Origin of the sequence: Pseudidiomarina aestuarii (genome assembly GCF_048263735.1) — a bacterium.
Taxonomy (GTDB): Bacteria; Pseudomonadota; Gammaproteobacteria; order Enterobacterales; family Alteromonadaceae; genus Pseudidiomarina; species Pseudidiomarina aestuarii_B.
The window spans coordinates 244,087-258,391 of the sequence record NZ_JBLXDX010000001.1 but is presented as its reverse complement, the minus strand read 5'-3'; the positions used below and the strand labels follow the sequence as shown (position 1 = coordinate 258,391).

At 50.5% G+C, this 14,305-nt stretch carries 13 protein-coding genes and 4 tRNA genes; 6 read left to right on the top strand and 11 right to left on the bottom strand.

The genetic code is table 11. The features are described from left to right. Positions 1 to 59: 59 nt before the first annotated feature. Complete coding sequence (locus tag ACN0S4_RS01245; RefSeq protein WP_417655932.1) at positions 60 to 530, top strand: DUF2919 family protein; 471 nt, start codon at positions 60 to 62, stop codon at positions 528 to 530. Between the two features lie 134 nt (positions 531 to 664). Here ACN0S4_RS01245 and ACN0S4_RS01240 read toward each other — a convergent pair. The 4 genes from ACN0S4_RS01240 to gltX form a co-directional block, all read right to left on the bottom strand. Continuing rightward, positions 665 to 740: transfer RNA gene (locus ACN0S4_RS01240), tRNA-Glu, on the bottom strand. Positions 741 to 788: 48 nt separating this feature from the next. Continuing rightward, positions 789 to 864: transfer RNA gene (locus ACN0S4_RS01235), tRNA-Ala, on the bottom strand. Between the two features lie 186 nt (positions 865 to 1,050). Then, entirely contained in the window at positions 1,051 to 1,674 is a 624-nt protein-coding gene (gene can, locus ACN0S4_RS01230; protein ID WP_417655931.1) for a carbonate dehydratase, read from the bottom strand. 17 nt (positions 1,675 to 1,691) lie between these two features. Beyond that, entirely contained in the window at positions 1,692 to 3,104 is a 1,413-nt protein-coding gene (gene gltX / locus ACN0S4_RS01225) for a glutamate--tRNA ligase (RefSeq protein ID WP_417655930.1), read from the bottom strand. A 229-nt stretch (positions 3,105 to 3,333) separates the two neighbouring features. Between gltX and ACN0S4_RS01220 the strand changes: the two genes are divergently transcribed. Together ACN0S4_RS01220 and ACN0S4_RS01215 are read left to right on the top strand one after the other, a co-directional pair. Further along, positions 3,334 to 3,409, top strand: a tRNA-Val gene (locus ACN0S4_RS01220). Positions 3,410 to 3,435: 26 nt separating this feature from the next. Next, a tRNA-Val gene (locus tag ACN0S4_RS01215) sits at positions 3,436 to 3,511 on the top strand. A gap of 111 nt (positions 3,512 to 3,622) precedes the next feature. Here ACN0S4_RS01215 and ACN0S4_RS01210 read toward each other — a convergent pair. Continuing rightward, positions 3,623 to 4,246 (bottom strand): arylesterase, encoded by a 624-nt coding sequence (locus tag ACN0S4_RS01210; RefSeq protein ID WP_417655929.1) that lies wholly within the window; start codon positions 4,244 to 4,246, stop codon positions 3,623 to 3,625. A gap of 2 nt (positions 4,247 to 4,248) precedes the next feature. On the opposite strand from ACN0S4_RS01210, the gene ACN0S4_RS01205 reads away from it, so the two are divergent. Together ACN0S4_RS01205 and ACN0S4_RS01200 are read left to right on the top strand one after the other, a co-directional pair. Continuing rightward, entirely contained in the window at positions 4,249 to 4,929 is a 681-nt protein-coding gene (locus tag ACN0S4_RS01205; protein WP_169930009.1) for an ABC transporter ATP-binding protein, read from the top strand. Then, positions 4,919 to 7,432, top strand: coding sequence for an ABC transporter permease (locus tag ACN0S4_RS01200; protein ID WP_417655928.1), 2,514 nt, complete (start codon positions 4,919 to 4,921; stop codon positions 7,430 to 7,432). Before ACN0S4_RS01205 ends, ACN0S4_RS01200 begins: the two co-directional genes overlap by 11 nt. 10 nt (positions 7,433 to 7,442) lie before the next feature. Here the strand turns inward: ACN0S4_RS01200 and ACN0S4_RS01195 are convergent, their stop codons facing one another. Then, a complete protein-coding gene (locus tag ACN0S4_RS01195) occupies positions 7,443 to 8,318 on the bottom strand; it encodes a serine aminopeptidase domain-containing protein (RefSeq protein WP_417655927.1) in 876 nt (291 codons plus the stop codon). A 12-nt stretch (positions 8,319 to 8,330) separates the two neighbouring features. Next, on the bottom strand, positions 8,331 to 8,888 hold the full coding sequence (locus ACN0S4_RS01190) for an inner membrane-spanning protein YciB (RefSeq protein WP_417655926.1): 558 nt from the start codon (positions 8,886 to 8,888) through the stop codon (positions 8,331 to 8,333). A 103-nt stretch (positions 8,889 to 8,991) separates the two neighbouring features. Here ACN0S4_RS01190 and ACN0S4_RS01185 point away from each other — a divergent pair, with 103 nt between their 5' ends. Next, entirely contained in the window at positions 8,992 to 9,897 is a 906-nt protein-coding gene (locus ACN0S4_RS01185; RefSeq protein ID WP_417655925.1) for a TIGR01777 family oxidoreductase, read from the top strand. Here the strand turns inward: ACN0S4_RS01185 and trpA are convergent. Genes trpA through trpD form a run of 4 tightly spaced genes read right to left on the bottom strand, consistent with a single transcriptional unit; the run spans position 9,869 to position 14,301 of the window. Then, complete coding sequence (gene trpA / locus ACN0S4_RS01180; RefSeq protein ID WP_417655924.1) at positions 9,869 to 10,678, bottom strand: tryptophan synthase subunit alpha; 810 nt, start codon at positions 10,676 to 10,678, stop codon at positions 9,869 to 9,871. The two genes, ACN0S4_RS01185 and trpA, sit on opposite strands and share 29 nt — an antisense overlap. Further along, positions 10,675 to 11,901 carry a tryptophan synthase subunit beta gene (gene trpB, locus ACN0S4_RS01175; RefSeq protein ID WP_417655923.1) on the bottom strand — a complete coding sequence of 409 codons (1,227 nt, stop codon included), beginning with the start codon at positions 11,899 to 11,901 and terminating at the stop codon, positions 10,675 to 10,677. The genes trpA and trpB overlap by 4 nt, the downstream gene beginning before the upstream one ends. After that, a complete protein-coding gene (gene trpCF, locus ACN0S4_RS01170; RefSeq protein ID WP_417655922.1) occupies positions 11,898 to 13,304 on the bottom strand; it encodes a bifunctional indole-3-glycerol-phosphate synthase TrpC/phosphoribosylanthranilate isomerase TrpF in 1,407 nt (468 codons plus the stop codon). Before trpCF ends, trpB begins: the two co-directional genes overlap by 4 nt. Continuing rightward, positions 13,297 to 14,301, bottom strand: coding sequence for an anthranilate phosphoribosyltransferase (gene trpD / locus ACN0S4_RS01165; RefSeq protein ID WP_417655921.1), 1,005 nt, complete (start codon positions 14,299 to 14,301; stop codon positions 13,297 to 13,299). Before trpD ends, trpCF begins: the two co-directional genes overlap by 8 nt. Between the last annotated feature and the right edge of the window lie 4 nt (positions 14,302 to 14,305).

Here is a 14,305-nt window from a genome sequence, read left to right as displayed (position 1 = left end):
TTGGGCATCGACAAAGTCCCGTCGCAAACGTAGCATAGCATCTCTTGAACGAGGTCATAATGCTAAAACCGGGTGACGAAAACTACGTAACTATTGACGGCAAGTTGAAAACGCCGCTCAGTCTGACCGTGCTGCTCTTATTCTTTATGCGTGGCTACGTTGCTTGGATCATATCGTTGACATTCAGCGAGGATCGCGGCCGCTTATTGCAGTTTTTCTATACGTCCACCGAACAATTTGCGCTCGCACTCTTGGTTGGATTACCGGCTGTGTTCGTGCTGCTCATGTTGTTTCAACTGAAAGATACCGTGCCTCGTTGGGTGAGCAGTAGTGCGCGCTTTGCGCCATTGCTGCTGTGGTGCAGTTGGACAGTGGATGGAGCGTTATTGCTGAGCATTGTCGCTAGCCATTGGCCGAGCTTTTCGGTGGTCAAAGCGGCACTCATATTCGGCTGGTTGATGTGTCTGTGGTTGTTACTGTTCTCGCGTCATCTAAAACGCTTCTGGCAGTTGATAAAGCTAAGTGAATAGTAAGCAGTGAATAGGTAACAGAATGACTAGTGAATAGTGACTAGTGAACAGATTAAACAGATAGTAGTGAACAGGGAGCTGAGCAAATGTGTGCCATTCACTATTCACCGTTCACTATTGACTCGAAGAAGAAGTGGCGTCCCCTAGGGGATTCGAACCCCTGTTACCGCCGTGAAAGGGCGGTGTCCTAGGCCTCTAGACGAAGGGGACGCACCAGAACAAATACTCTCAGGTTTTCACATGTACCGAACGCGATGTTGGTGGAGCTAAGCGGGATCGAACCGCTGACCTCTTGCATGCCATGCAAGCGCTCTCCCAGCTGAGCTATAGCCCCACGTCGCTCTGTTCTTTTCTATTCATTCACAATGGAAAGGAACACAACTTCAGTACCCTGACAGCGGGGCGAATTCTATGGTAATCGCGCCGCGTCCGTCAACCTTTTTTTGGGGAATTCCCGCCGTTTGCGCCTTTTTTAAGCAAACTGATTGGCAAGTGAGCCAAATCGGTTCCAAGTCATTCCTCAAAAATGATAAATCGCTTCCAAAGAAGCTTTGTCACTAACCGAAACATTCATGTCGCGAACTAGTCCATCTTCGAGACTGTAAACCCAACCATGAATCTCTAATTGCTGCCCACGATCCCAAGCTGCTTGGATGATTGTGGTCTTGGCAAGGTTACGTACTTGCTCAATGACATTGAGTTCACACAAGCGATCGATTCGAGCTGACTCATCCAATTGTTCCAGTTCATCGCGATATTCTTTGTAGATGTCTTTAATTGGGTAGAGCCAATGATCGACAAGACCGTGATTACAACTTTCTGTGGCTGCTTTAACGCCACCACAGCCATAATGGCCCACCACGAGAATGTGTTTCACTTTCAGATGGTCGACCGCGTATTGCACCACGGATAAACAGTTGAAATCTGATTGCACGACTTGGTTGGCAACATTGCGATGCACAAACAATTCGCCAGGTGCCATATCCACCACTTGATTGGCTGGTACTCGAGAGTCGGAACAGCCGATCCAGAGATATTCCGGGACTTGTTGCGAGCTGAGTCGTTTGAAAAACTCTGGATCTTGCTCAACTTGGCGCTTAGCCCAGTCATGATTAGTTTTCAATAGATGCGCAATACTGGCCATTATCACCTCAGCGTTGATTAGTTAGCGTTGGCTTCACGCTCAAGGATAAACGCAATCGCTCGTTCAATGCGTCCGACCACTTGAGCCTGGCTCAAATGAGCCAGTGTTAGATCCAACGACGGCGAGTTGCCGCTGCCGGTTACCGCAACGCGCAGTGGCATTCCAATCTTGCCCATGCCGATGTCGAGATCCGTTGCAGTTTCTTGAATGGTTGTGTGAATCGCTTCTTGCGTCCAGTCTGTCAACGCCGCAAGCCTTTGCTGAACAACCGTCAGTGGTTCTTTAGCAACAGGGCGCAAATGCTTTTTGGCGGCATCCGCATCAAATTCAGAAAAATCTTCGTAGAAATAGCGGCTGGTCGAGACCATTTCTTTAAGAGTTTTAACGCGATCAGCCTGCATAGCAATCAGGTCTGCTAACGCTGGACCTTGGCTCGGGTCGATACCTTGGTCTTGGAAATGCCAAGCCAAGTGGGGAACGACTGCATCAACGGGCAATGACTTCATGTAATGTTGGTTCAGCCAGTTCAACTTTTCCGTATTGAACGCTGAAGCAGCCTTGTTGACGTCATCAAGGCTAAAGTACTGAATCATTTCGTCGACGCTAAAGATTTCTTGGTCACCATGGGACCAGCCGAGACGAACCAGGTAATTCAATACAGCTTCAGGTAGGTAACCATCATCGCGATACTGCATTACACTGACTGCACCGTGGCGTTTTGACAGTTTCTTGCCATCGTCGCCCAGAATCATAGACACATGAGCGTACTCTGGAACTGGCGCACCTAGGGCTTTCAAGATATTAATTTGCCGCGGCGTGTTGTTGATATGGTCTTCACCACGAACCACATGGGTGATATTCATTTCCCAATCATCAATCACCACACAAAAATTATAGGTGGGCGTGCCATCACTACGCGCAATAATCAGATCATCGAGTTCTGTGTTGGCAAATTCAATCCGGCCGCGGATATGGTCATCAAATACGACGCTCCCCGTTTGTGGATTGCGGAAACGCACAACATAACCGTCGCCTGAAACATTTGGGTTGTCGCGACAATGACCGTCATAACGTGGTTTTTCACCGGCAGCCATTTGCTCTTCGCGCATGGCGTCCAACCGCTCAGTTGAGCAGTAGCATTTATAGGCTTTATCTTCAGCAAGCAATTGCTCAATGTAATGCTCATACCGATCGAACCGTTTGGTTTGGTAGTAAGGACCTTCATCCCAATTCAATCCAAGCCACTGCATTCCTTCTAGAATGGCATCAATGGCGGGCTGTGTGGAGCGTTCGCGGTCGGTGTCTTCAATGCGCAAGACAAATTTGCCACCTTGGGCTTTGGCGACTAGCCAAGAGTAGAGTGCGGTACGGGCACCACCGACATGTAAATAGCCTGTAGGACTAGGGGCGAAACGAGTGACCACTGCCATGATTTGCGTTCTCCGCGTTATCAATTCGAATAGTGTATTCGGAAAGGGTGATAAAGAGGGACCTAGTTTAACAAGAAGCGGCAGACCATGCATCTGCACAATTGGAACAATCTACGGGTATTATTCTGCCGCCGCCTAAAAAGTCAGCAGTCAGACAGGTAGAACAATATTTTCTGTTGACAGGCTTTGTCATCTCCCTATAATACCGCCCCGCAGCGCAGCAAAAATCGGATGGTTAGCTCAGCTGGGAGAGCACCGCCCTTACAAGGCGGGGGTCACTGGTTCGAACCCAGTACCATCCACCACTTGCCGCATGCATTCTCTTCCCAATGGATGGTTAGCTCAGCTGGGAGAGCACCGCCCTTACAAGGCGGGGGTCACTGGTTCGAGCCCAGTACCATCCACCAACATCTAGTGAACTGTGAATTGTAAACAGTTAATAGAAAATCAAAAGCCAAGACAAACCCAAAACATCCGATTTGTTCAGTGTTTTCTTTTCACTGTTCACCGTTTACCGATCACTTTACTCCGGCGAGTTCTAGGAGCTTTGGCTCCATGATATCTGCGATCAGTGGTTGTGCTTCGCGGTTCGGATGTATCCCGTCATTCTGCATTAAATTCTCATCGACAATAATTTGCTCCATAAAAAATGGCACTAATGGAATCTCTGCTTCTTTAGCGACGGTCGGAAAAATATTTGCAAACATTTGGCTGTAGCGTTGTCCATAGTTCGGCGGTATGCGAACTTGACTGAGAGCAACGCGAACATTTTGACGTTGCAACTGGTCGATAATTTGTAACAGATTGTCTTGAATGGTTGTCGGAGTGAACCCGCGTAAGCCATCATTACCGCCAAGTTCAACAAATACGGCAGTTGGCTGATGCTTCTCCACCACGCCAGGCAAGCGGTTTAGAGCGCCTTGTGTGGTATCGCCACTAATGCTGGCGTTAATCAGGGTGATATCAGGATACTCGGTCTGCCAGCGTTGTTGCAGAATACCAACCCATGACTCTTTGGGTGACATGCCGTAACCTGCACTTAAACTATCACCGAGAACCACAAGTGAGACATTTGCGAAAACTGGACGTATAAGACCCAAGACGCAGATTACAAACACAAATTTAATTAGGAAGTTTTTCATAGATGCTTATTCAAACCACTCAGTTACGAAAAGACGTTCAGACCACCGACGGTATTCTACACATTTTGCAACCGATTGACTTGCAGATTGCTGCCGGTGAGACCGTTGCGATTGTCGGTGCTTCTGGTTCCGGTAAGTCCACACTCTTATCTCTTTTGGCAGGCTTAGACCTCGCAAGTTCCGGAGACGTTCTTATAGATAACGTAAAGTTGAGCGAATTGGATGAGGAACAGCGTGCGAAAGTGCGCGCAGACAAGATTGGTTTTATCTTCCAATCGTTTTTATTGATTCCAAGTTTGACGGCGTTGGAGAATGTGATGCTACCTGCTGAATTGGCGGGCAATCGAAATGCCGAGCAACAAGCGCGCGAGCTGCTGGGCAAAGTCGGCTTGGCGGAGCGTTTGAAGCATTATCCCAATCAATTGTCAGGCGGCGAGCAGCAACGGGTTGCAATTGCGCGAGCGTTTGTTGGTACCCCCAAAATACTATTTGCGGACGAGCCAACCGGTAACTTGGATTCCAATACCGGTCATAAAGTGGAAGACCTCCTCTTTGAAATGAATCGTGAGTCTGGTACCACGCTGGTGATGGTTACGCATGACAATACCCTTGCTGCACGCTGTCAACGCATTCTGCGGATGGATGCAGGGCAATTGACTGAGGACCAGCAGCATGTGGCATAAGATTTCTTGGCGACTCCTGCGACAGGAGCTGAAACGCGGCGAGCTGACGATTATGGCCGCAGCCATTGTATTGTCAGTGACGGCAGTGCTGTCATTAAGCCTGTTCACAGAAAGGCTGCAAGCCGGCCTGACGGCGCGGAGCGCAGAATTTTTAGCTGCAGACCGAGTGCTGAGTTCACGCCGCACGATCGATCCGACCTGGATTGAAGAAGCCGAATCACGGGGCCTGCAAACCGCTAACCGTGTGGTATTCAATTCCATGGCGTTTCATGACGATGCATTGGCGCTGATTGATGTGAAGGCAGTGAGCGATGGCTACCCATTGCGCGGTGAATTGCGCACTGGTGAGCAACCTTTTGGCGACGATGAACCTGCGCAAGGGCTGCCTGCAGCCGGTGAGGCGTGGGTAGCGTCAGCGCTGTTTCAAGAGCTCGCGTTAGAGCTCGGTGATGTCATTGATATTGGGGAGAGTTCGTTTACCGTCACTCGGGTTTTAACCTATGAACCCGATGTCGGATTCTCTGTTTTCACAGACAGTCCGAACGTCCTTATCAATGATAGCGAATTAGAAGCGACCGGCTTGATCCAGCAAGGATCACGCGTACGTTTCAACGTATTGTTTGCGGGCGAAGCGGATGCGTTGAATGACTATGGTGAGTGGCTGTTACCGCAGTTGAATGAAGCGACTCATGACTGGCGTAGCGTTGAAGACGGTGATTCGGCATTGGCGCGCAGTCTGCGTCGAGCAGAACGCTTTATGATGCTAGCGAGTCTGTTGGGGGTAGTCCTTGCCGCAACGGCTGTTGCTGTGGCCGCACAACGCTATTGTCAGCGTAATTATGATGTTGTCGCCATCTTCAAAACCTTAGGAGGCGATAAACGGCAGATTCAAAAGATCTTTATTTTGCATTTGTTCCTGCTATCGATGTTCAGCATTGGGGTGGGTCTCGCCTTAGGCTGGATTATTCAGGCGACGGTCATTGGGTTTGTCGCCGAATACCTCGGGCAAACCTTGCCTGCTGCAGGTTGGCAGCCCTACGTTCTAGCCAGTGCAACGGGCTTCGTCAGTGCCTTGATGTTCACGTTGTATCCATTGTTGCGACTGATTCAGATTCCACCGTTGCGCGTATTGAATCGTGATATGACCGGGAGCGATTCGTTGCAATGGCTGCATTGGATAGCTTCGGGCGGCACGGTGTATGCCTTGCTACTGATTTACAGTCAGCAGTGGATGCTGTCGACGGCATTGTTTGTCGGTGGTGCGCTTGCTGCTGTGTTGCTGTTGGTGGTGGGGCGTCTGTTTATTCGTGTCAGCCGGCAAGCGGGTATGCAAGCAGGCAGCGCGTGGCGTCTCGCTATGGCAGGTTTGCAGCGTCGTGCGCAGGCCAACTCCGTGCAGATGTTGAGCTTTTCGACCGCGATTATGTTGTTGCTGTTGGTGCTTGCGCTGCGAAATGAATTGTTGGCCGATTGGCAGGAGCAATTACCTGACGATGCGCCGAATTACTTCGTGATCAATGTTGCAAAAGAAGATGTTGATGAGTTGGCAACACGCTTTGATGAACGTGCTATTGAGTCCACTGATCTTTATCCAATCGTGCCGGGTCGAATGACTGCAGTGAACGGCGTTCCTGTAGTTGACGAGGTGACGAAAGAAGCACAAGCCGAAGCCGGTGAAGAGGCCAGTGAACTGCGTGAGGGCTTTGGTCGTGAATTGTCGCTGACCTGGCGTGATACGTTACCGGAAAACAACACTGTGGTGTCCGGTTCGTGGTGGGGCGACAACGCAGAACCACAAGTGTCGGTCGAATCCGAAGTTGCAGAGCGCATGCGTTTGCAGGTTGGGGACGAGTTAGAGTTCAACATCGGTGGTAATGTCTTTACCGTGCCGGTAACGAGTATTCGTAGCGTCAACTGGGGAACCTTGCAGCCGAATTTCTACATGATCTTCAATACGGAAACGTTAGAGGATTTTCCGGCAACCTTTATTTCGAGCTTTCGCTTGGATAACGACCGGAAGAACGAGTTGTTCGACTTGTTCCGTCCATTCCCGCAGGTTTCTTTGATTGATTTGGATGCGATTACCGAACAACTACGCGAAGTGATCAGCCAAGTTAGTTTGGCGATTGGCTTTGTGTTGGTGCTCGTGTTGATTGCGGGGGTGCTCGTGTTACTCGCGCAGGTCCAAGCGTCCATGGAAGAACGACAAAAGGAACTGGTGATACTCAGAACGCTAGGTGCGCCGTCGAAATTGCTAAGCCGAAGTGTATCCTATGAGTTCATTATACTTGGGGCGATCAGTGGCTTAATTGCGACGCTGGCAATGGAATTGGCATTGCTGATTTTGCAAACCCAAGTGTTTGACATGGATGCGAATTTCCACTGGCGCTTCTGGGTGATCGGACCGCTGGCTGGTGCCGCTGTGGTGGGTACTATGGGTAGTTTGGCTTGTCGTCGTTTGGTGCGCAGAAATACTGCGCAATTGATTCGTAAGCTAGCCTAAATTAGACGACTTAACTGAGTTCGGGCGAACTGGTGCTTAAATGAGGAAGTATCAGTTCGTCCCAACTAGATCCCGCCAACCGTTGTCGAAAGAATCCAAAATGGCCAATCCGTTCCAAACCGACGGATTCTGGTTCAATACACAAACGTTGTTGAGGAGCATTCACGTATGCGTCATGCATGGCGTGGATGTTTCGCTGTGACAGTAATTCGTCATCACTGAAGCTGATGGATGTGATGGGTGTAGAAATGTTGGCGTAGCGTTGCCGATTAGCTTCGCCCTCCACACCAATCAAATACTCTGGGTGCAGACACCAGCGCCGCCATTGGCGCATGGCTGGGCCAGGAAGGTTGCCAACGATGCCTAATTTATCTCCGGGGAAGTAGCCAAACATCGGCAGCGTCAACGGCGCTATGATGTGCCAGAGCAGCCAGGCTTTGGGTTTGAGTTGCGGTGTGTTTTCACGCCAGTAGCCACTCCCTGTGGCGACCGTGATCATCCGATCGATTTCGGAGTAATTTGGAATCATACCGAACAACTGTCCGCTGACGCTGTGAGCGAACCAAATGACAGAGGCCGTAGGGTAGAGCTGTTGCGCATGGGTGATAACCGCCGCAGCATCCAATTCTGCCCAATCACGAATGGTGGTCTGCTGATGTTTCAACGGTCCCTGTAATGACGCACCGATACCGAAATAATCAAAGCTAATGACTGCACGGCCGGTCTGTGCCAGCCACTGACAAAAGTTCTGATAGTAGGATTGAGGTACACCCATGGCTGGAGCCATGATGATCACTTGCTCAGGTGCCTGCTGTGGCCAATGTTGCACCGCGATAACACGATTCTTCTGTGTTTCTAAATTAAATTTGAGCGGCGGTGAAGTCATCGGACGGCAAACTTAGTTATCTATTTCCGGAGTATCTTTATCGGTATCGGTATGATGTTTGAAGATATAAGCCCCGCACAGTACCGTAAAGACAATCGTCGCTGCCAAGGTACCAAACACTTTAAAATTGACCCAGGCATCTAAACTCATGGTTTCAGCGATATAGAGATTGACCACAGCCAACGAGATGCAAAAAATCACCCAAGCATAGGTCAACCGTACCCACGCGAAGTGCGGAAGTTTGATCTCTTGACCGAGAATACTTTCTAACGGACTTCTTTTCTGCCACCACATTGCACCGAGAAGAAAGGCGGCGATAGCGAGGTAAATGACAGTAACCTTGATCTTGATAAACCAATCATCGCGTAAGAAGAGAGTGACGGTGCCAAAAATCAGTACCAGACAACAAATAATCCAATGTCTCGGTGTGATAGGCTCACGCATAAACTTCAAACCGATGAGCTGGATTACGGTGCCAACCATCAATACGCCTGTTGCGATGAAAATATCGCCCACTAAATAGAAGATAAAAAATAGCGCTAATGGCAGGTACTCAAGAACAACTAACATGTTTGACTCCACGGTATATACAGACGCAGTGTGCCAGAAAAGCTTGGTCTATACTAGCTGTATACAGGGGTAAACAAAGCGATAACAAAGAGGGAAAACGGACATGAAAGTACTCATCACCGGTGGGACTGGCTTGATTGGCTCAGCTCTGGTGGCGCGGTTACAAGACCGCTACCAAGTGACGGTTTTGTCACGTACGCCACAGCGTGCACAACAGCAGTTAGGCAAAAAGGTCCAAGTACTAAAAAGCCTCGATGATATCGCTGATCTGAGCGCCTACTATGCAGTCATTAACCTGCAAGGTGAGGGGATTGCTGACAAACGTTGGAGTACACGGCAAAAGCTGCGGCTGGAACAAAGCCGCTGGCTGATCACCCGCCAACTGACTGAACGGATTCAAGCGTGTGCGCAACCCCCCGAAGTCTTTATCAGCGGCTCGGCTATCGGTATCTATGGTCCGCAAGGTGCTGAACCGGTTACCGAAGCTAGTTCGATTCAAGCCAATGATTTTGCTCATCATTTGTGTGCCGAGTGGGAACGTTTAGCGTTAGCCGCCGATAGTGAGAAGACGCGAGTTTGCGTGGTGCGCACAGGTGTTGTGCTGGCCGAGAAGGGCGGCGCTTTGGAGAAAATGTTGCCGCCTTACTTGTTAGGTCTTGGTGGACCTATTGGGAAGGGGGATTTTGGATTTTCTTGGATTCATCTTGATGACATCGTTGGCATTCTTGAGTTTTTACTTGAGCAGGAGGCTTGTCGGGGTATTTACAATGGGACGGCCCCAGAGCCCGTCGCACAGCGTGATTTCAGTGCCGCAATCGCCAAAGTCTTGCGGAAATCCCATTTTATGCGAGTGCCACCGGTGATGTTGAAGCTGATATTTGGAGAAATGGCAGAGATGTTGACGAAAGGGCAGTTTGTACTGCCCGATCGTATTCGTTCTGCGGGTTACTCGTTTAAGTATCCGCAAGTGACGGAAGCACTCAGAGCTTGCCTGTTGCCGCCTTCATAGTGCGCACAAAATGCGTCAGTTGTGTCAGCATAGCTGCGGGTTGATCCAAGTTGTGCTCAATAATTTTCACCACAGCGGAACCACTGATGGCGCCTGCTGCGCCGGCTTCGATGGCCGCTTGAACGTGCGCTGGCTCGGCAATTCCGAAGCCGAGCAACGGCGGTGCACTATTGACCGCTAACAAAGCGTCAATGACCGCCGCTGTCGGTTTTTGCATTGTCGTTTCAGCGCCTGTTACTCCGGCGCGACTGAGTAAGTAGACATAACCTTCGCTGGCTTGAGCAACTTGCCCCAAGCGCTCTGATGATGCATCGGGTGGTGCAATAAAAATTGGCGCTATGCCATGCTGTTTGGCGATGGTAGCGAACTGCAACCCTTCGCGGACGGGCACGTCGGCAACCAATACGGAGTCGACACCAGCTTCTGCGCAGCGTGCATAAAACTGATCAAGCCCGCCACTGGCAATCAAATTGGCATAGACGAGAAGGCCAATGGGTAAATCAGGAAACTCCGCTCGAACCTGTTTTAAGATCTGAAAGCAATCACTGATTCGAGTTCCTGCAGCGAGCGCACGCAAGCTCGCTTTTTGGATGGTTGGGCCATCGGCAACTGGATCAGAAAAAGGTAAGCCAAGTTCAATCGCGTCAGCACCGCCACGAACGAGTGCACGAATGACTTCGATACTTTGCTCTGGATTTGGGTCACCGATGGTGACAAAGGGAACAAAAGCGCCTTGTCGCTGTTGCTCGAGTTGCCCAAACATCGCTTCATAACGACTCATACTAAGCCTCCCTGCGCTTGAAAAATTTTACGTACATGGTCGATATCTTTGTCACCACGACCCGATAAGTTTAGCAGCAAAATCTCTGGGGCATCCGGCTCTGCTGCTCGGCGCAACGCATAGGCTAAGGCGTGTGCCGACTCCAATGCGGGTATGATCCCTTCTTTTTCGGCAAGTATACGAAATGCTGCCAAGGCTTCATCGTCAGTCACCGATTCATACCGCGCGCGTCCAATACTGTGAAGGTGAGCATGCTGTGGTCCAACGCCTGGGTAGTCTAAACCCGCGGATACCGAGTAGCTTTCTTCAATCTGGCCTTCTTCGGTTTGCATCAGGAAGGATTTACAGCCATGCAAGATACCCGGCTTCCCAGCTGCAATGGTAGCGCCATGTTCGTGGGTTTGAATACCCTTCCCGGCAGGTTCAACACCGACCAGTTCGACACCAGCTTCGTCAATAAACTCGGCAAACATCCCAATAGCATTTGAACCGCCGCCGACACAAGCAATCACTTCGTCAGGCAGGCGTCCCGCCTGTTCAATAATTTGTGCTTTCGCTTCGGCGCCAATCATGCGGTGAAATTCACGCACGATAGTGGGGAACGGATGTGGTCCAGCCGCGGTACCCAAAAGGTAGTGGGTAGTGGCATAGCTCGCAGTCCAGTCACGCATTGCTTCGTTAACCGCATCTTTCAACGTGCCACTGCCAGTATCAACGGGTACCACTTTAGCGCCCATTAATTGCATACGAAAAACATTGGGCTGCTGCCGTTCGACATCTTTCTTACCCATATAAATGGTGCAATCGAGATCCAGCAGCGCGCATGCTAGTGCGGTTGCCGTACCGTGCTGACCCGCACCGGTTTCGGCGATAATACGACGTTTGCCCATACGTTTTGCCAGCAACGCCTGACCTAGAACCTGGTTGGTTTTGTGTGCGCCACCGTGGAGCAAGTCTTCACGCTTTAAATAGATTTTTGTTCCGTTTGGTGAATCCAGTGGTAGATTGCGACAGAGGGAAACTGGGGTTGGGCGCCCCAAATAATTCTTCAATAAATCTGCAAATTCGCGCTGAAATTCTGGATCGGCCTGTGCGTCAACAAAAGCCTGCTCCAATTGGTCTAGCGCAGGAAGAAGAATCTCGGGCACAAATTGGCCACCAAAATCACCGAAATAAGCAGAATAAGTTTGACGTAAACCTGCTGCTGATGTTTGTGTCGTCATGCTGATATACCTCTTGTCATCGAGCGTCCGTACTGTCGTAAGTGGGCAAACAAGGCAATAATTTTACCTGCGTCTTTGTGCCCGCGGTCACGCTCCACTCCTGAATTGAAATCGAGTCGCTGAATACCTGTTGCCAGTGCCTCACTGGCGTTCGCTTGGGTAAGTCCCCCTGCAAGTATGCAGTGTGGACGTTGTTCGTCTGTTAACGCCGTTAGATGTTGCCAAGCAAAGGGTTCTCCAGTTCCACCACCTGGGCTATCAAGAAGCCATGCATCAACCGCTGCGTGGGTGGGTAATTGAACGGGTGCGTTACGAATTCCCAACGCACGCCAAATTTGTGTTGTCGACGGCAGTACTTGCCGTAAATCCGTAATGTAATCGGAGTCTTCGTCACCGTGCAGTTGCACCGCGCGCAAGTTCAGTTGCTGCGCGTAGTTTACCACCTCAGCGACCGGTCGATTGACAAAGACACCGACAAAATCAAGGGTGGGTTCGGTCGCAACAATAGCCTGAGCTTGCTCTAAGGTCACCGCGCGGGGCGACTTCGGGGCAAAAATTAGGCCACCAAATGCTGCACCAGCGGCTCGAACCACCATGGCATCTTGTGGTTGCGTTAGACCACACACTTTATGTTGCCCATAAATCAATTCGCGGCAGGCTTGATCGAGATTCGGTTGAGCGGATAGTGCACTACCCACTAAAAAGCCATCGACATAAGGTGCCGTTGCCTGTATTTGCGGTGCAGTATGATAGCCTGACTCCGCAACCACGAGTGCTTGGTCATGGGCAAGCTGACTTAACTCAATACTACGTTGGGGATCGATGCTTAGATCGTGCAAGTTCCGATTATTGATCCCGATAATTTTGGCACCGAGCGCATTGGCTCGATGCATTTCTTCATTCGTACTGACTTCCGTTAAAACATCCAGCTCAAGGGCTGCTGCACGCTCGGCGAGTTCACGATACTGTTCGTCCGATAAAATCGATAGCATCAATAACACTGCATCGGCACCAAAATGACGCGCCAGTACTATTTGGCGCGGATCGACGATGAAATCTTTACAGAGAACGGGAATCGATACGGCTGCACTGACCGCTGCTAAATAGGCAAAATCACCTTGGAAGTAATCCGGCTCTGTTAACACAGAAATCGCGGCTGCATAACGCGCATAGGTTTGTGCCATGTGCACGGGATGAAAATCAGGACGAATCAAGCCTTTCGAGGGTGATGCCTTTTTGCATTCCAGAATGAAACTGCTTGCCGGCGTTGCCAAAGCCGCTGCTAGCGAACGTTGACTTGGCGTTAAGCTGCTCTCCAGAGCAGCCATATCGTAGCTTGGGTATAAGCTCTCGAGGCGCTTTACACGGTCAGCGACAATGCGCGTCAGAATAGTGTCAGCCACGATTAAACTCCTGTAATTGCTGTAGGTGTTGCAATGCCGCACCGCTGGCCAAATGCTCACGAACCGCTGCAGTGGCCGCACTGAAGTTGTCATAGCGGTCGGCGAGATATAATAAGCCAGCAACGCTCATTGCGACAGCGTTTAACTGCGGCTCTGAAGCGGTGCCTGCGAGCACATGTTGTAAAGCTTTCGCATTAAAATCAGCGTCCCCACCGCGAAGTTCGGCAATGGCGGCTCGTTGTACCCCAAAATCTTCCGGATTCAGCTCATATTCGTGCAGTTCACCGTCTTTGAGCTCAACCACGAAGGTCGCGTCGTGGAGAGCCATCTCATCGAGTCCGGAACCGTGAACCACCATAGCGCGTTGGCAACCGAGTAACCGCAAGGTTTCGGCCAACGGGCGGCACCAGTTCGGATCATAGACTCCCAACTGCTGAACGTCGGGACGAGCTGGATTCACCAGCGGTCCGAGTAAGTTGAACAGGGTTCGTGTCTTTAAGGTTTGTCGAACGGGCATTGCATAACGAATGCCGGGGTGATAATGCGGCGCGAACAAAAAGCAAAAATTGAAACGGTCCAACTGCTCGGCAGCAACGGCAGGGTCCTGTGTAACGGATAACCCCAGACTTTCCAGCACGTCCGCGGAACCAGAGCGTGATGACACACTACGGTTACCGTGTTTAGCGACGGTCAATCCCATACTGGCAGCTGCTAATGCTGCGGTCGTGGAGATATTGATGGTATTACTGCCATCACCACCAGTACCACAGCTGTCCACTATCAGTCGATCGGGTCGTACAAAAGGCTTTGCAGCCACCCGCAAAGCTTGTGCTGCGCCTGCCATTTCAGTCGGTTGTTCGCCCCGCAGCTTCATTGCCGTCAGAATGCCAGTGATTTGAATTTCGGTTAGCTCACCTTTCACCAAGTGCTGAAATAGGCGCTGCGTCTCTGCCGTTGATAAGACTTCACCGTCGAGTAAACGTTTAATCATTTCCACGCTC